The sequence below is a fragment of the Pseudopedobacter beijingensis genome (genome assembly GCF_042678145.1).
Taxonomy (GTDB): Bacteria; Bacteroidota; Bacteroidia; order Sphingobacteriales; family Sphingobacteriaceae; genus Pseudopedobacter; species Pseudopedobacter beijingensis.
The window spans coordinates 30,684-48,517 of record NZ_JBHUDG010000017.1 but is presented as its reverse complement, the minus strand read 5'-3'; the positions used below and the strand labels follow the sequence as shown (position 1 = coordinate 48,517).

The window sequence follows — 17,834 nt, the reverse complement described above, 5'->3', positions numbered from 1 at the left end:
GATAACTTGCTCCTACCTCTCAAAAAACAACAAAGTCATAGTCATAAAAAAATTATTAGATAAATTTCAAACAAGTTCTTAATGGTTTAATTATAAACAATTACTACACTAAGCTACAATTTTATAGGCTTCCAATATGATTCTAAAAACCCGAATCGTCCAATGCAAAATCATTTTTCCTTTCTTTCCATTTACCACGGGTAAAATCCGGTATATCCTGCGAAGTATTTCCTTCTGCTATAGATTTTGCAGATAAAGGGAGTAAAACGCTCATTGTTACAGAATCGTACACATCTATAGGGGTTTGTCTCTTTTGTTTTATTGCCTGTACAAAAGCGTTAAATACAAACCAATCCATCCCACCATGACCTGCTCCTTTAGCAACATCAGCATAACGTTTCCATAACGGATGATCGTACTTTTCTGTCCATTCTTTTACCGGATCCCATTTATGAGGTTTACTCTTGCCTTCTATATGAATAGATTGGGCAACATCCATCCATAGACCATTTGTTCCCTGTACCCTAAAACCAATAGAATATGGCCTTGGCAAATGTGTATCATGGGTAATTAACATGGTTTCACCATTTGCACAATTAATTTGGGTAGTTACTATATCTCCATTCTTATAGTTAATCTTTGCATTCTGATGCCCTGGAGATTGCTTTTCTACATAATCACCTAAACCCCTTGCCTTGGACGAAAAAGAAACCATATTGGTTAACCTGTTTCCTTTGTTGATGTTAGCATATTGCATAATAGGCCCCAAGCCATGTGTTGGATAAAGATCTCCGTCCATATCTATATTATATTGAGTACGCCATTGTGCTTCTCCTATAGATTTTTCTGGACCAAACTCTACACCATGCCCATAAAAATGCTTACCATCATTAAAAAGAACATCCCTCAAATCATGCTGATAACCACCTTCTAAATGTACCAGCTCTCCAAAAAGACCCTGACGAACCATATTCAATACGGCCATCACATCTCTGCGGTAGCAAACATTTTCCAAAGTCATATAAGGCATACCTGTTTCCTCAGACACATTTACAATATCCCAATGATCTTGCACCGTTAATCCTGCCAGTACTTCACAAGCCACGTATTTACCTGCTCTCATGGCATCAACAGCCTGATCGCGATGAAAAGCCCAGGGCGTAGAAATAACAACACCGTCTATGTCTTTTCTTTCCAGTAATTTTTTGTAGGCATCTAATCCTCCTGTATACTCTTTCGGTAGTTTCTTTCCTGCTTTTACAAATTGATCACGACATATCTTCAATGAACTTTCTTGGGTGTCGCAAATAGCAACTATCTCTACATCATCCCTTCTGAGTCCTTCATGAATATGTACTCGCCCCCTTAAACCCACTCCTATATATGCTAATTTTACAATACCCTTGCTTTTTGCAAACATTAAGCCTGTGGGAAGGATAGTTAATCCGGCGGTTGCCAACGTACTGCTCTTTACAAATTTTCTCCTGTTCATTAAAATCTATTAGTTAGTGCTCTTAAATAAATCCGGGTAGTCAGAAATAATTCCATCAACCCGCAATGCTTTCAATTTTTTAATATCATCCACAGTATTTACCGTCCATGGGATAACCTTAATATTCCTGTCATGACAAGCTTTTACCAGCTCCTCCGTTACCAGATGGTATTCGGGACTAAAAACATCCGGTTTAAAACCTAAATCTTTGATATGCTCATCAATATTCTTAGTATTTGATTTAAATACCAGATAAGATATTTTGACTTCCGGATACCCGACTTTCACCAATTTCAAAGACCTGGTATCAAATGATTGTATCGTAGTTCTTTTCTCTATCTTTTTATCATAAACCACTTTCATTGCCAATGCTACAAACTCAGATACCGGCGGATGTCCTTTGTCTTTATACTCAGGACTTGTCTTAATCTCCATATTATAATGGTTCACATGTTTTTTCTTACGGGCATAAGTTTCTGCCGAGTCTATAAGTTCTGAAAGTAATGGTTTATAGGCCGGCATTTTTTGTTGACGGGGAAAATCAGGATGAGGTTTCATACCTACATCATATTTACGAATACTATCGTAAGGCATGTCTATAATTAAACGGGAGCGGCCCTCTTTATCCGTCATTTCTTTGCCCTCGGGCGTTAAACAAAACTTATAGCCAAAATAAGAATCATGCGAAACCACTACCTTTTTATCTTTAGAAACCTGTAGATCCATTTCCAAAGTGGTTATACCCAAATCAATAGCTTTATACATAGCCGGAATGGTATTCTCCGGCATAAGCCCTCTGGCTCCTCTATGTCCCTGCTCATCAAATGATGAAGAATTACCTTTTCCATTAGACAAACCTACCCTGAAAGCGCAGCTTACCGATAGGATAAATACCGATAAGCCCGCTAACTTAAAAATCCTCTTAAGTTTCATTTACTATTTATAAAATTTTGTGTTTAATGTTTCTGCTCCCAACTTCACAGATGCGATATAAATACCTGACTTTAATGCAACAGGAATTTTAATTACATTATCACCCGGTGTGATGTCTAGTTGCTGTACCATTACTTTTCTACCAGAAATATCCGTCAGTATCAATTGTGCCAGATCCTTTGTAATGCTAAAAATATTCACCTGTATAAAATGATCCCCTCCATAAACAGACAAACTGGACTGAGCAATTTCTGTAGTTACAAAAACTATTCTCGAGTTAGATTTTTGGCCATCAAAGTCAACCTGCTCTAGTTTATAGTAATTTACCCCTTGCTGTGGATTTGTATCTATAAAACTATAAGTGTTTCCCGTAGACGAATCTCCACTTCCCTGTACTGTACCAATATTCACAAACTCTTTTCCATTCGCAGAACGCAGAATATTAAAATGACTATTATCTTTTTCTGAAGCAGTTACCCAATTAAGCCTTACCTGATTGTTGTGCAATTTACCAGTGAACGAGATCAATGTCACAGGTAAAACACCCTGGTATTCATAAGCTCCCATATCTACTTCAATATCATTATAAACACGATCGCCACCTGCTAAATCATTAGAATAGCCACTGATAGCACTCTTATCTCCTTTATTAATTACGGGAGAGGTACTTTGCAAAGTATAATCTCCTGTAGTAAATGGTGCTGTACTGCTTGCAGGAGAATTGATAAACTTAGGGTCAACATTAAGGTTTCCTGTACCATTCGCGTAATCTGCTTCGTTAGTAGCTTCTGTATACTGTACATTGCTATATGTAACGGTGGCTGTAGCTCCCGAAGAAGGCCATATACCTATACCACTATTATTTCCATAAATAATACAATTGGTAATTACAGGGTTAGTATTAGAGTTGGCCGGACCTGTGTTCCACATACCACCACCATTAAGAGCTCCATTATTTCCAGCAATAGTACAATTTATAAAAATAGGTGTACAAACTTTATCAGCAGCATGTCCATTATATACACCCCCGCCGGCATTAACTGCCTTGTTGCCAGAAAAAAGACAATTAACAAACTTGGCGGTAGCTGTACTGTAATTATACAAGCCTGCACCACTACCACTGCTCTTTGTCTCATTTCCAGAGAACGTACAGTTAATAACAGTAGGGTTAGCCTCATTATTATACATCCCACCACCATTAGTCGCTATATTGCCAAAAAATGTACAGTTAGTAATAGTAGCCGAAGCCAAAGTATTACTATACATACCACCACCATTAGTAGCCGTATTATCCGAAAATACACACCCTGAAACATTTGTCGTAACATACTGAGAATCAAACAAACCTCCTCCCCTACTACCAGCCGTGTTACGGAAAAACATACAGTTAGTGATGGTAACATTAGTTAGAACAGAAGCAGTTGTATAGGTAGATACCCCTCCACCAGTACCGCTGGTAGCATGGGTTGCCTTATTACTATCAAACACACAATTTGTAATAGTAGCAGATGAACCTCCGGAGACAATTATTCCGCCACCACCGTTAGCTCCAGCAGTATTACTATAAAATTTAGAATTGGTAACAGTAACAGTGTTATTGGAATTGTACATTCCCCCACCACTACCATTATTGGTAGCATTTTCCTTAAAAATACAGTCGGTAACAGTAAGGGATGCATAGAGATTACACATACCACCTCCAACACCACTACTAGTTGCAAAACCATTCATAATGGTAAAACCATCGTAAAGAAGCGAAGTGATAGGTTCTGCTGCAGTACCATTGTTATAAATTACCCTATTATTATTACCTTTCAAGATAGTGCTATCAGCAGCTGTAGTACCAAATACCCTTTGAGCCAAAGAAGTTTCTGTACCAGCAAAACCACCATACAGCTTTATCCCACTTTTAGCACCAGTAAGGTTAATAAGAGGCTGGCCACTCGCAGCCGTATAGGTTCCTTTCAGCACAAAAATCACATCTCCACTAGTTGCCATAGTGATGGCATCGGCAAGAGTTTTAGCATTGTCCCAGTCTGCTCCACTCTGGGTTCCATTGCCATTGGGACTCACAAAATATGTAGCTGCCTTTAACGAACTTATCGCAAAGCATAACAACAAAAAAAGTACTCTTTTTTTCATAATCTGTTAATTAAATTGTTTATCGTTTTTTATTTATTTGGTCGCATTATAAATTTCATGTTTAGCTAAAAGATCCATCTTAGCCGGTTTCAATTTTTTATCAAAACCTAAATCATGAGGGTGTGTGCCATCCATAATGGCATCATGGTCGTCACCCAAAAGATTATCAGTAGTAATAAAATAAAGCTCTTTCACATCGTTGTTTGGTAAACCGGCCAGCCTTTTGGTTATTTGATTCTTTCAGGGATTTCCGCTTCTATTAAAACCGGAAAATGATCCGAAGGATATATTCCCTTATAGGCATCTGTTATAATCCGATAGCTTTTAACCTTCACTTCCGGCTTTATTGACACATAAACATGATCTATCCGACTCGATCCTTTTTGATCCGGATTATAATCATTGTAAGTAGGCGTATTCCTGTTTCTGATATTTCTTGCAATCTGATAGCTATCTTTAACCACACCAGACTCACTCAAAATCCTGTAATTTTGATGATATTGATTAGTATTAAAATCACCCATAGTTAAAACGGGGTAGCCTACTGCAATCTCCTTGATCTTTGCTAACAGCAATTTTGGACTTTCTCTGCGGGCAATATCTCCCAAATGGTCAAAATGGTTATTAAATATAAAAAACTCTCTCTGACTTTGTTTATCCCTGAACTTTGCCCAGGTACAAATCCTGGGAGAGTAAGCATCCCACCCCTTTTTACCAGGTACATCAGGTGTTTCAGAATACCAAAATGTACCCCAATCCAATACATCAAATTTTTCCTTTTTATAGAATATAGGAGTATGGTGCCTTCTTAAAACCACAGTGGTAGTGTCGCCCAAAATGTTAATGCCCAGATAAGCATAATCCGGTATCTGCGGCATTAAATCATTCAACTGCGACAAGTAAGGTTCTTGTGCTCCTACAATATCAAACTGGTATTTATTAAATACAGACACAACACCTGGCAGTCTCTTGTCCCATGTATTTACTTTATCTCTTGCATTATCGTACTGGATGTTAAAACTGGCTATTTTTAAAACAGGATCTCCTGCAAAAAGATTAGGAACAGATAGAAAACAAGTAATAATTAAAATAGATATTCGTCTCATTATTTAAACAGGTTGTTAGTCTTTTTATAAAGAGACAACACCAACTGTTCAAAGTACTATAAGCAGAATAAAAATGTGTAGATTTAGACAAAAACAAACGCAAACGCTTATTAGCCGAGGTTAATTGATTTTTTACTGTTTGTGGTGGCCATGCATTAGTATTTACTATAACTGTATAAGGAGTTTCACTGAAATCAATATCTTCAGTTGCTTTAAACTACATATAATCAACCCCTCCCAAATGTGTATAACTAAACAGCTTCGGGTATTCCAGTATTAGGACCTCTGTGATCAGAAAGATATCCCGTAATAATCATTTGCGACTTAGCCTGCAATGCCATTGCTGATGGCATTACAAAAATGCACTCTTTTTTTATAATTAGATAATTAAATTTCCTTATTATTTAACAAACATCTATAATTTCCTTATTAAGGCAATTCTGCCTCTATCAATACAGGAAAGTGGTCCGAAGGATAAATCCCTTTGTAAGAGTCTGTAAGAATACGGTAACTCTTAATTTTAATTTCCGGATTTAACGAAACATAGATATGATCTATACGGTTAGAACCTTTTAATTCGGCCCTGTAACCATTAAAAGTGGGTATTTCCCTATTTAACATTTTCTTAGCTATGTGATAGCTATCCTTAACCACACCAGATTCATTCATTGTTTTATAATTCTCTGTATGCTGATTAGTATTAAAATCTCCCATTGTAAAAACAGGATAGCTGACAGCAATTTCCTTGATTTTTGCAAGCAGCAACTTAGGGCTTTCACGTCTTGCTATAATTCCCTTATGATCAAAATGGATATTAAAGAAAAAGAATGCTTTATCACTTCTCTTTTCCTTAAACTTTGCCCAGGTACAAATTCTGGCAGAATGGGCATCCCAACCTTTCCCAGGCGTATCAGGTGTTTCAGAAAACCAGAAGGTTCCCCAATCCAGCACATCAAATTTGTCTTTTTTATAGAGTATGGGAGTATAATGTCTTTTCAGAATATCTGTACCCCCTAATATATTGACACCTATATAAGCATAGTCTGGTATTTTAGGCATTAAGTCATTTAATTGAGCCAAATAAGGCTCTTGTGCTCCAACAACATCAAACTGGTATTTATTGAATAGGCTAACTACGCCCGGAAGTCTTTTTGCCCAAGTATTTACCGTATCTTTTATATTATCATACTGGATATTGTAACTGGCAATTTTTAATGGTGGGGCTGCCTCAACAAATGTTAGGGATAATTGGAAAAAGGCTAAAATGATAAATTTAAATAAAAATAGTCTGCGTCTCATATCTATAAGTGTTTTACAAAGAGACAAACGACCTATAAAGAAGTACTATAATAAAAACAGGAAAGTATGTAACTTAGACAAAAACAGGCGCAATCTTTTATTAGCTGAGGTTAATTGATTTTTTACCGTTTGCTCAGAACTATTTAAATGTGCAGAAATCTCGGCAATAGACATATCCTTTTCTTTACGTAACTGCCACACCAAACGCATTTTTTCAGGTAGGCGCTCTATTTCTCCGTTGATTAATTCAGGTAATCCCGTTACATCCATTTTCCCCTCAAACTCATGATCTGCCTCTGAGAATCCCTCGTTATAAGCCAATTGATTTTTTTCCTTACGAGCTACCTGTAATAAATGGTTTAGCACATGATTACGCACTGATGTAAATAGCCATGCTTTAAATGAAGTATTGACAACAATAGTAGCTCGCTTACGCCAAACAGAAGCAAAAAACTCCTGAAAAACATCATCAACCTCTGTCTTGTCTTTTATTTTTTTATAGATAGTATAATAGACTGCTTCAGAATATCTGGCATAAATGGTGTTAAAAGCAGCAACAGATCCTTTGCTCACCTCCCCCATTAAAGATATATCATCAGAATTATTGTCCAACATCGCAATCAAATACTTTTAACATCAACCGGCTTTTACATGAAGATAACTCTTTTATCACATAAAAGTAAACCTTACATTTTTTATAAGTATGTTAAGGTTCTGCAAATTTCCGGCAATTTATAAGTCCTATATTAAGTTTTGGTTAGTGCAGCCTTATATCTATATTAATTATTAATAACAAAAAGAAACTACATCACAAGTATAATAAAAAGGATTAATAATAAAAAACAACCCCTTCATCTTTCTGGTTTCTTTAACACTAATAATCAAATATTTATAATAGACACTATCCCAACACCCCTACAAAACACTTATTTGATTGATCCAAAACAGTTGTATATACAAAGGTAAACAGCCTGTGAAGTATTTAACAAATAATCAATAATTAATAGACAATGGACAATAGACGATAGCCCATAGCCCCTATTCATAGTTCATCATTCATAGTTACTCAAGTTCATCATTAATTGTCTATCATTATAGTTAATCATTCAAAAGTTCATAGTTCATCATTCATAGTTACCCCAGTTCATCATTCCCAAAAAACAACCGCCTCGTTAAAAAACCTCTTCCATAAGATCTACCCCATCTTTTGTTTCCAGACGTGAATATCCCATTAAAAACTTGTCAATTTCCCTGGCAGCCTCTCTTCCCTCAGATATAGCCCATACCACTAAAGACTGCCCTCTTCTCATATCTCCCGCTGCAAATACTTTATCTATAGTGGTTCTATAATCACTTTCAGAAGCAGCAACATTCCCTCTGCTATCTAAACCAACCTGCAATTCAACTAACATACCTTCATGCACAGGATTAGAGAATCCCAATGCCAGCAAGACTAACTGAGCTGGTAAAATCCGCTCCGAATGTTCTACCAATTTTGATTTTACAGGTCTGCCATTTGCCTCCACTTCCCATTCTACATCCACCACTTTTACCCCCACTACATTTCCCATATCATCACCAATAAACTCTTTAGCTACAATATTAAAGAGCCTTTCTACCCCTTCTTCCTGAGAAGACGAAGGTTTAAACAGCTTTGGAACCATTGGCCAGGGTTGGTACACAGGCCTTTCATAAGAAGGAATAATATTTCTATCAAACTGGGTAATAGATTTAGCCTTTTGCCTGTTTGATGTCCCTATACAATCAGACCCGGTATCTCCGGCTCCAATTACGACAACATCTTTATCAGAAGCCAGAATATCCTCCCCGCTAAACTCAATACCGCTTACTCTTTTATTAGCCTGTCTTAAAAAATCCATCGCATGATGAATCCCTTTCAATTCCCTTCCGGGAATAGGCATTTCTCTGGGTACCATAGCACCACCCGCTAAAAGAACAGCATCAAAATCCTTCACTAATTCCCGGGTATCAATATCTTTACCCACCTCTACATTACATCTAAATTCGATACCACTTTCTTTCATCAGGTCTATACGGCGCTCAACAATTTGTTTGTCCAATTTAAAATCAGGAATACCATACCGAAGCAAACCACCCGGATGATCATCTCTTTCAAACACCGTAACCTCATGCCCTGCTTTATTTAATTGTTCGGCAGCAGCCAAACCTGCAGGTCCCGACCCAACAACAGCCACCTTTTTCCCTGTTTTCAAAAAAGTTTTATGAGGTTTCACATAACCTTTAGAAAAGGCTATTTCTATAATATGCTTTTCTATCTCCTCTATCACTACTGCTGGTCGGTTAATTCCCAATACACATGCCGATTCGCAAGGCGCTGGGCAAATCCGTCCCGTAAATTCAGGAAAATTATTAGTAGAACTTAATATACGATAAGCCTCCTCCCATTTACCCTGATACACCGCATCGTTAAACTCAGGAATAACATTACCCAAAGGACAACCTGAATGACAGAACGGAATACCACAATTCATGCATCTGGAAGATTGCTGATGCAGTTTTTCATCATCATAAAACCCAATAAATTCATGATGATGATTTACACGCTCTTCAACAGTTGCCTTTTTAGGTAACTCTCTGTCAAACTCTTTAAAACCTGTTATTTTTCCCATGGTGATTAGCTTGCTATTTTTTCTAATTGAACTTGTTCCAACACTCTTTTGTATTCCTTAGGAAATACTTTCACAAATTTCGATGAATAAGCACCCCAGTTATCCAACACCTTTTGTGCTACCGCACTGTCTGTTAACGTCAAATGCGTTTTCAATAACTTCAATATATCTTCCTCATCTGTTTTTGTTAAGGGATCCAGGTCTATCATTTCATGATTGCATTGAGAAGCAAAAGTCCCCTCTTCATCTAAAACCCAGGCAATCCCTCCACTCATACCAGCAGCAAAGTTCCTTCCTGTTTTTCCCAACACCAGCACTCTTCCCCCTGTCATATACTCACAACCATGATCTCCAATACCCTCTACAACAGCTGTTGCACCAGAGTTCCTGACCGCAAAACGTTCTCCCGCCATTCCCCTGATATACAACGCTCCAGATGTGGCTCCATATAAAATCACATTTCCAACAATAATATTTTCCTCAGCCTTAAAACTGCTTTCTTTAGAAGGATAAACCGCTATTCTGGCACCAGAAAGTCCTTTCCCTACATAATCATTCGCTTCACCTTCCAGCTCAAAAGCAATACCTTTTGATGCAAATGCCCCGAAACTTTGTCCGGCAGACCCCACAAACTTGTAATTAACCGTATTATCCGGCAACCCTGCCGATCCATATTTTTTAGCTATTTCATAAGAAAGCATCGTACCCACCGTCCTGTCCGTATTTTTCACATCATACACACCAAACACAGGTAATCGCCCATTTAAGGCCTTTTCAGCAGCAGCAATTAATTTCCAATCCAGAATCTGATCTATTCCGTGATCCTGACTCTCGCTATGATAAAGCGTCATATCTTTAGGTACAGATACCGGATGAAGAATACCAGAAAGATCTACTTTTTGTGCTTTCCAATGACCAATATCTTCTCGGCGTTTCAAAAACTGAGCCCTTCCTACCATTTCATTAATAGTTTTGAACCCTAATTCTGCCATAATTTCTCTCAGTTCTTCCGCTATAAATCTGAACAGGTTTACAATATGCTCAGGCTTTCCACTAAAGAGCTTTCTTAATTCCGGATCCTGGGTAGCCACCCCAACCGGACAAGTATTTAAATGACATTTACGCATCATAATACAACCGCCTGCAACCAGTGCAGCTGTAGCCACACCCCATTCTTCTGCTCCCAATAAAGTAGCAACAGCAATATCCCTTCCCGTTTTCAACTGCCCATCCGCCTGTAAAACAACACGGCTTCTCAACTTATTTTTCACCAGTGTCTGATGTGCCTCTGCCAATCCTAATTCCCAGGGTAAACCCGCATGTTTTATAGAGCTGATAGGTGATGCACCTGTCCCCCCATCATAACCTGCTATCAAAATAACATCGGCATGTGCTTTAGCCACACCTGCAGCAATAGTTCCCACACCTGCTTTAGAAACCAGTTTCACGTTAATGCGGGCATTCCTGTTGGCATTTTTCATATCAAAAATAAGCTGAGCCAAATCTTCGATCGAATAAATATCATGGTGTGGTGGTGGCGAAATTAGCCCTACACCAGGAGTCGAATGCCTTGTTTTAGCAATCCAGGCATCCACTTTATGTCCGGGTAATTGTCCTCCCTCTCCCGGTTTTGCCCCTTGTGCCATTTTAATTTGTATCTCATCCGCATTGGTCAAATAATTAATAGTAACACCAAACCTGCCAGACGCAATCTGTTTAATGGCCGACCGCATAGAATCTCCATTAGGCAATGGCTGGTAACGAATCTCATCTTCGCCCCCCTCACCAGTATTACTCATTCCGCCAATCCTGTTCATGGCAATTGCCAAAGTACTATGTGCTTCGTGAGAGATTGATCCGAATGACATCGCGCCGGTAGCAAATCTTTTCAGAATATTTTCTACCGGTTCTACCTCATCCAATGCTATAGGTTCTCTATGCTGGGCAAAATCCATCAAACCCCTTAATGTATACAGCTTATCTGTTTGTGTATTTACCAGAGCAGCATATTTTTTATAGACCTGATAATCATCTGTTCGGGTAGCCAGCTGCAACAAATGCACCGTTTCAGGATTAAAAAGATGTGCTTCACCTTTTCTTTTCCATTGGTAGATACCACCTTCTGTTAGCAACAATGCATCTTCATCAGAAGCTTTAAATCCTTTGATATGTTTGCTAAGTGCCTCTTTAGCTATATCGTCCAGTGTAAGACCTTCTATCCGACTGATGCCTCCGGAAAAATATTGATTTACAACTTCGCTACTGATACCCAATATCTCAAAAATCTGAGAACCGTGATAAGATTGCAAGGTTGAAATTCCCATTTTCGAAAAAATCTTCAACAATCCGTCACCTACCGATTTAACATAATTTTGAATCAATTTTTCGTGAGCAATATCCTCCTCTATTTTACCATCCTGTTTTAAAGCATCTATTGAAGCCAATGCCAGATAAGGGTTAATAGCTGTTGCACCAAAAGCTAACAAACAGGCAAAATGATGAACTTCCCAAACATCGCCCGCCTCTACAACCAAACCAATGGCACCACGTAAACCTTTTTTGATCAGATGGTGGTGAACAGCCGAAACAGCCAATAATGACGGAATAGGCGCATGTTCCGAATCGATAGCTCTATCTGAAAGTATAATGACCTCAAACTTATCATTAACAGCATCCTCAGCATAGCGACAAAGCCTCTCCAGTCCCTTCTCTAAAGTCCCCTCTTTCCCATCCGCTGTAAAATAAGTCTGTAATGTTTTAGCATTAAAGTTACCAGTATCAATACTTCTTAGTTTTTCCAGTTCGTTATCATTCAGGATAGGATGCTTGATACTTACGCAATGACAATGCAATTTATCTTCATCCAGAATATTTCCGTTATTTCCAATAAATGTAGCAAGGCTCATAACCAACCTTTCACGAATAGGATCTATCGGTGGATTGGTTACCTGCGCAAAAAACTGCTTAAAATAACTGGATAAATGTTGTGCCTTATTTGAAAGAATAGCCAAAGGCACATCACTCCCCATTGAACCTATAGGCTCTTTTCCCTCCACAGCCATAGGCTTAATTATCACATCAACATCCTCCCGACTGTAACCAAAAACTTTTTGGTAACGATGCACAGCCTCTCGCCCCAATTTGGTAAAAGAAACACGCGGTTCTGGCAGATCTTCTAATTTTATAATATAATTATCCAACCATTCTTTATAAGGTTGTCTGGCAGCGATTTGCTGCTTAATTTCCTCGTCCTTTATAATTCTACCCTGCTCAATATCTATCAGAAACATTTTGCCAGGCTGCAAGCGCCCCTTTGCAATCACACTACTTTCGTCTATAGCCAAAACTCCTGCTTCAGAGGCCACTATACAACGATTATCCTGCGTAACCACGTAACGTAAAGGACGTAACCCATTTCTATCCAAAATAGACCCTATCAGCTTTACACCATCTGTAAAAGTTAATGCTGCCGGGCCATCCCAGGGTTCTACCAAAGTAGCATGGTACTCATAAAAAGCCTTTTTAACTGGATCCATCTGTTCGTTTCCATCCCAGGCTTCTGGAACCAGCATCATCATAACGTGTGGTAAAGACCTGCCGGAATGAGTCAGTATTTCAACAATATTATCTAAACAGGCCGAATCTGACTGATTACCTTCTATTACAGGTAAAAGAATCTCCATTTCTTCTTTGGTGAAGTTTGGAGATACCAAAGAACGAACTCTTGAATAAAACCAGTTAAGGTTACCTGTCAGGGTATTAATTTCTCCATTATGAGATATAAACCTAAAGGGCTGAGCCAGTTTCCATGACGGAAAAGTATTGGTAGAAAAACGAGAATGAACCATTCCAAAAGCAGATTCATATTTCTCGTTTTGAAGATCTTGATAATATTGCCTTACCTGAAAGGTAGTTAGCTGCCCCTTGTAAACAATAATACGTGAAGAAAAAGAAGTGAAATAAAAATCATCCGATACTTCCTTCAATTCTTCCTGTACCGTTTTAGTAATTAATCTTCTAAGCACAAACAGCTTTCTTTCAAACTCATCCCCATCCCTTACATAAGCTGGTTTTGACACAAAAAGCTGCCTTACATAAGGTTCTACAGCTTTAGCCGTTTCACCTATGACCTTGTTATTTACAGGAACTTTTCTAAAACCCAGTATTTCAAAATTTAATTGATGACAACATTTATAAATGATATCATAAATGGCTTTTTCCTGAAAAGAATCATGCGGAAGAAACATCATACCAACACCATAATGTCCCGGCTCTTTTAATTCTATTTCCAGATCATTACATTCATCCAATAACAAGCCATGTGGAATCTGCGTAAATATACCTGCACCATCGCCGGAATCGGGATCGCAACCACAAGCTCCACGATGCTCCATGTTCTCCAGAATGGTTAAAGCATCCTTAATTATCTGATGATTTTTTTTACCGTTGATGTTGGTAATAAAACCTGTTCCACAGGCATCATGCTCAAATTTAGAATCATACAAACCATAGTTTCTTTGATATTTCCGAACCATCTTAAAATTAAATTTTGTTATAATTCAAAATTAAGTACTAAATTCTAAAAAAATGATTTTTTCAGAATTTTTGAATTTTTATCAAAAAACCACACTCAAAAAACATAAAAAATTAACAATTTAACAATAAAATCAAATAAATATTATCAAATAAAAATCAAAATCATATTAAAAAAACAAATAACACATCAAAAGCAAACATAAATTAACAAAAACAAAAGCAAAAATCACATCTATTTCTCACCATGTGTTTATTTCCTATTTTTGCGCCATGGAAAGTAAAAACAAAGCTGTATTCTTAGATAGAGACGGAGTCCTGAATAAAGAACTGGGAAATTATGTTTGTACTCTTGAAGACTTTGAGATATTAGGTCATAATTTCGAGGCCTTAAAAGAACTTCAGGATCGTGGTTACCTGTTACTGGTTGCAACCAATCAAGGTGGTATAGCTAAAGGCTGGTACACTCTAGATACACTAAACGAGATGCATAACAGATTAAGGCAAGCTTACGCTCCTTATGGGGTAAATTTTACTGAATTTTACTTCTGTCCCCACCACCCTGAATTTACCGGTGATTGCGATTGCAGAAAACCTAAACCAGGTATGCTGCTAAGAGGTATCCATGAGCATAATCTGGATGCTTCAAAATCTTATTTCATTGGAGATAAGTTTACAGATGTTGAAGCAGCCGAAGCTGCTGGTATGACTGGAATAAAAATTGAAATTGACCAGCCTCTGGGCGAAATCTTACATAAAATCGTTTAAAACAACAATCTAAAAGCCTGTTAATTACTTTCATTTCAGTAATTATACAATAAGGCGATAATTTTAGATTTTATATAAATGCCACCTGATAAGGATGCGATAAGGAGTGTAACTCTATCTGCATAAGCGCTTAATGTAAATAGCCCTTACACCAGCTTCAACCGCAGCCCACAGGAGGTTATTTTAAAAGAGACCAATCAAGGGAAAGGAAGAACCTTATTTTTCCTTTCCTATCCCACCTCCAATCACCATTCTTTCAAAAAAACACCCGAAAAGAAAAACCACTTTTCCTCCCCCTGTCCGTCACCTCCTCACACTCCCCTTTTCATAATGTTTGATTATCACCCCATTTATAACTAAATTTACCATAAACTTCATAAGCAAGGTATCATTTTCAATGATCTCCCTACTTCCTATAAAACACAAAAAGTCCATCAAACTCCGCATAAGTCCGTGAAAGTCCGCTAAAATCCGTTTATGCTATATACTTGCTTCGAGATTGGCTAATACTTGGCTCGCAAATGGTTCTATACTTGTACGGATATGCTTCGAGTGGTGTTCGACTAAGCTTCGGCGGCTGCCGAAGACTTCCCGAACACCACTCGAACAACACCCGAACGATTACTTAAACTGACTCCTGTTTATGTCGAATCTGTCTGGGGACATCTCCTACCTGACTCTTAGGATAAACCGATTTAAAATATAGAAATAACCAGAATTATGCTGGAATAACTTCTATTTTTTCTCTTTGCCAACATCTTTTCTGAAAGCAAGATATGTATTGGAGTTTATTGACGCAATATCCTCTTCGAGAGACATTTCTAAAAAAAGCTTTATATAACAATACCCACAATAATTAAATTTCAGAAATATGCTCAATAATCATCTCTGCATGTACTCTGGAATTCTCTATAAACCATAAATGGGTGTCCATGCCTCCGCAAACTACTCCTGCCAGATAAATCCCTTTTCTATTGGTTTCCATCGTTTCGGGATTATGTTCCGGATAACTATTTTCTCCTTTTAAAGTTATGCCTAAATGTTTTAAGAAATTAAAGTCTGGTTGATAACCTGTTAAGGCCAGCACAAAATCATTTGTAATTTCCACTTCTCCTTCCGGGCTTTTAATCAACACTTTATTATCCTGTATTTCTGTAATTTCCGAATTGAAATAAGCTTTTATACTTCCTTCTGCTATTCTGTTTTCGACATCCGGTTTCACCCAATATTTCACCCTATGGCTAATTTCTGTATTTCGCACTACCATAGTTACTTCGGCCCCTTTTCTATAACATTCTAGTGCTGCATCAACTGATGAGTTACTTGCTCCTACCACCACTACTTTCTGCATGGCAAAATAGCTGGGGTCTTTATAATAATGCAAAACCTTGGCAAGTTGTTCTCCGGGTACATTCATCCAATTAGGGATATCATAGAAACCTGTTGAAATAATTACTTTCTTAGATTGAATATGACCTTTACTGGTTTCTATTTCAAACTGTCCATCGGTACCAGTGATATTTACAACTTTCTCGAAAAGGCTCACATTCAGCTCAAAGTATAAAACCACTCTTCTGTAATATTCTAATGCTTCTGATCTGGTGGGTTTTAAATTATTGGATATAAAAGGGATATCACCAATTTCTAATCGTTCTGATGTGGAAAAGAAGGTCATATTTTGTGGATAGTTGTACAACGAATTCACCAGACACCCTTTCTCAATAATCAGGTAATTTAAACCTTTCTTTTTAGCTTCTATTCCACAATTTAACCCTATAGGTCCGGCTCCAACAATTACAACATCATAGTTTTTCATAGTCTCCAAAGTTTAGACATAAAAAAAGCCATCCCTGTATTAGGGATGGCTTCAAATTTATGATTTTAGATCTTATTTACCTGCTGCTTTAGCATGATCTGCTAAGAACTGAGCTAATCCATTGTCTGTTAATGGATGTTTCAACAATCCTAAGATGGAAGATAATGGTCCTGTCATTACATCAGCACCAATTTTAGCACACTCTACAATATGAACTGCATTTCTGATAGATGCTGCTAAAATTTGAGTTTCGTATCCGTAGTTATCAAATATGATTCTGATATCTTCGATTAATCCATAGCTATCTGCACCGATATCATCTAATCTTCCTAAAAACGGAGAAACATAAGTAGCTCCTGCTTTTGCTGCCAACAAAGCTTGTCCGGCAGAGAAAATTAAAGTACAGTTTGTTCTGATACCTTTGCTGCTAAAGTATTTTATTGCTTTGATACCATCTTTAATCATAGGAATTTTAACAACGATCTTAGGGTTCAAAGCTGCTAAAGCTTCTCCTTCTTTAATCATTCCTTCGTAATCTGTAGATATTACTTCGGCACTTACATTATCTTCAACGATATCACAAATTGCTTTGTAGTGATTCAAAATATTCGCTTCACCTGTGATACCTTCTTTAGCCATTAGGCTAGGGTTAGTAGTTACACCATCTAAAACACCTAAATCTTGTGCTTCTTTAATTTGAGCAAGATTTGCTGTATCTATAAAAAACTTCATAATACGTTATTGTCTAAATTGTTTGATTGAATTTTAAAATTTTAAGGTAAGGGATTCTAAATCCGGATATCTGAGCCACAAAATCCCCCTCCTAATTTTTTCGTTACAAAGTTAACAATTGAAACGAAATTTAGAAAGTTTTGTAAATTCTATTTTGGATTTATTTTTTCAGAAAGGAATAAAAGAAAAAAATGGGCTAGCACCTTCTATCGCACCGCTACAACCTCCTACCCTTGCTGCGTTCCCACCCTGGGGGAATTCAGAGGGAGCTGGTCGTAGAAGACTAACCCGGCACAAAGGTACTATTTTTTACCGCTTTTCTAAATTAATTCGCTTCTTTAACAACAAGCCCCTGTAAATCA

General features: G+C 37.6%; 12 protein-coding genes and 1 other RNA gene. 1 reads left to right on the top strand and 12 read right to left on the bottom strand.

What is annotated here, in order from left to right:
* Positions 1 to 142: 142 nt before the first annotated feature.
* From ACFSAH_RS11320 to gltB, 9 genes are all read right to left on the bottom strand, one after another.
* On the bottom strand, positions 143 to 1,492 hold the full coding sequence (locus ACFSAH_RS11320; RefSeq protein WP_379662849.1) for a Gfo/Idh/MocA family protein: 1,350 nt from the start codon (positions 1,490 to 1,492) through the stop codon (positions 143 to 145).
* A 9-nt stretch (positions 1,493 to 1,501) separates the two neighbouring features.
* Positions 1,502 to 2,425, bottom strand: coding sequence for a glycerophosphodiester phosphodiesterase family protein (locus ACFSAH_RS11315; RefSeq protein WP_379662848.1), 924 nt, complete (start codon positions 2,423 to 2,425; stop codon positions 1,502 to 1,504).
* A 3-nt stretch (positions 2,426 to 2,428) separates the two neighbouring features.
* A complete protein-coding gene (locus ACFSAH_RS11310) occupies positions 2,429 to 4,567 on the bottom strand; it encodes a right-handed parallel beta-helix repeat-containing protein (RefSeq protein ID WP_379662847.1) in 2,139 nt (712 codons plus the stop codon).
* Between the two features lie 33 nt (positions 4,568 to 4,600).
* On the bottom strand, positions 4,601 to 4,762 hold the full coding sequence (locus ACFSAH_RS11305) for an SGNH/GDSL hydrolase family protein (protein WP_379662846.1): 162 nt from the start codon (positions 4,760 to 4,762) through the stop codon (positions 4,601 to 4,603).
* Positions 4,763 to 4,794: 32 nt separating this feature from the next.
* Positions 4,795 to 5,673 (bottom strand): endonuclease/exonuclease/phosphatase family protein, encoded by an 879-nt coding sequence (locus tag ACFSAH_RS11300; RefSeq protein WP_379662845.1) that lies wholly within the window; start codon positions 5,671 to 5,673, stop codon positions 4,795 to 4,797.
* Between the two features lie 429 nt (positions 5,674 to 6,102).
* Positions 6,103 to 6,972: an endonuclease/exonuclease/phosphatase family protein gene (locus ACFSAH_RS11295; RefSeq protein ID WP_379662844.1), complete on the bottom strand. Its 870-nt coding sequence runs from the start codon at positions 6,970 to 6,972 to the stop codon at positions 6,103 to 6,105.
* A gap of 45 nt (positions 6,973 to 7,017) precedes the next feature.
* Entirely contained in the window at positions 7,018 to 7,587 is a 570-nt protein-coding gene (locus tag ACFSAH_RS11290) for an RNA polymerase sigma factor (RefSeq protein ID WP_379662843.1), read from the bottom strand.
* Between the two features lie 557 nt (positions 7,588 to 8,144).
* Positions 8,145 to 9,623 carry a glutamate synthase subunit beta gene (locus ACFSAH_RS11285; RefSeq protein WP_379662842.1) on the bottom strand — a complete coding sequence of 493 codons (1,479 nt, stop codon included), beginning with the start codon at positions 9,621 to 9,623 and terminating at the stop codon, positions 8,145 to 8,147.
* Between the two features lie 5 nt (positions 9,624 to 9,628).
* On the bottom strand, positions 9,629 to 14,158 hold the full coding sequence (gltB, locus tag ACFSAH_RS11280) for a glutamate synthase large subunit (RefSeq protein WP_379662841.1): 4,530 nt from the start codon (positions 14,156 to 14,158) through the stop codon (positions 9,629 to 9,631).
* Positions 14,159 to 14,429: 271 nt separating this feature from the next.
* Here gltB and ACFSAH_RS11275 point away from each other — a divergent pair, with 271 nt between their 5' ends.
* A complete protein-coding gene (locus ACFSAH_RS11275) occupies positions 14,430 to 14,924 on the top strand; it encodes a D-glycero-alpha-D-manno-heptose-1,7-bisphosphate 7-phosphatase (protein WP_379662840.1) in 495 nt (164 codons plus the stop codon).
* Positions 14,925 to 15,780: 856 nt separating this feature from the next.
* Here ACFSAH_RS11275 and ACFSAH_RS11270 read toward each other — a convergent pair.
* The 3 genes from ACFSAH_RS11270 to ffs form a co-directional block, all read right to left on the bottom strand.
* Positions 15,781 to 16,740 carry a YpdA family putative bacillithiol disulfide reductase gene (locus tag ACFSAH_RS11270; RefSeq protein ID WP_379662839.1) on the bottom strand — a complete coding sequence of 320 codons (960 nt, stop codon included), beginning with the start codon at positions 16,738 to 16,740 and terminating at the stop codon, positions 15,781 to 15,783.
* Between the two features lie 72 nt (positions 16,741 to 16,812).
* Complete coding sequence (gene fsa / locus ACFSAH_RS11265) at positions 16,813 to 17,472, bottom strand: fructose-6-phosphate aldolase (RefSeq protein ID WP_379662838.1); 660 nt, start codon at positions 17,470 to 17,472, stop codon at positions 16,813 to 16,815.
* Positions 17,473 to 17,663: 191 nt separating this feature from the next.
* An RNA gene (gene ffs, locus ACFSAH_RS11260) (signal recognition particle sRNA small type) lies at positions 17,664 to 17,762 on the bottom strand.
* Between the last annotated feature and the right edge of the window lie 72 nt (positions 17,763 to 17,834).

Excerpts from the sequence above, each read along its gene's own strand:
- ACFSAH_RS11290 (WP_379662843.1), bottom strand. The coding sequence starts at position 7,587 with ATGTTGGACAATAATTCTGATGATATATCTTTAATGGGGGAGGTGAGC.
- ACFSAH_RS11275 (WP_379662840.1), top strand. The coding sequence starts at position 14,430 with ATGGAAAGTAAAAACAAAGCTGTATTCTTAGATAGAGACGGAGTCCTG.
- ACFSAH_RS11300 (WP_379662845.1), bottom strand. The coding sequence starts at position 5,673 with ATGAGACGAATATCTATTTTAATTATTACTTGTTTTCTATCTGTTCCT.
- ACFSAH_RS11310 (WP_379662847.1), bottom strand. The coding sequence starts at position 4,567 with ATGAAAAAAAGAGTACTTTTTTTGTTGTTATGCTTTGCGATAAGTTCG.
- ACFSAH_RS11270 (WP_379662839.1), bottom strand. The coding sequence starts at position 16,740 with ATGAAAAACTATGATGTTGTAATTGTTGGAGCCGGACCTATAGGGTTA.
- fsa (WP_379662838.1), bottom strand. The coding sequence starts at position 17,472 with ATGAAGTTTTTTATAGATACAGCAAATCTTGCTCAAATTAAAGAAGCA.
- ACFSAH_RS11295 (WP_379662844.1), bottom strand. The coding sequence starts at position 6,972 with ATGAGACGCAGACTATTTTTATTTAAATTTATCATTTTAGCCTTTTTC.
- ACFSAH_RS11285 (WP_379662842.1), bottom strand. The coding sequence starts at position 9,623 with ATGGGAAAAATAACAGGTTTTAAAGAGTTTGACAGAGAGTTACCTAAA.
- ACFSAH_RS11315 (WP_379662848.1), bottom strand. The coding sequence starts at position 2,425 with ATGAAACTTAAGAGGATTTTTAAGTTAGCGGGCTTATCGGTATTTATC.
- ACFSAH_RS11320 (WP_379662849.1), bottom strand. The coding sequence starts at position 1,492 with ATGAACAGGAGAAAATTTGTAAAGAGCAGTACGTTGGCAACCGCCGGA.
- gltB (WP_379662841.1), bottom strand. The coding sequence starts at position 14,158 with ATGGTTCGGAAATATCAAAGAAACTATGGTTTGTATGATTCTAAATTT.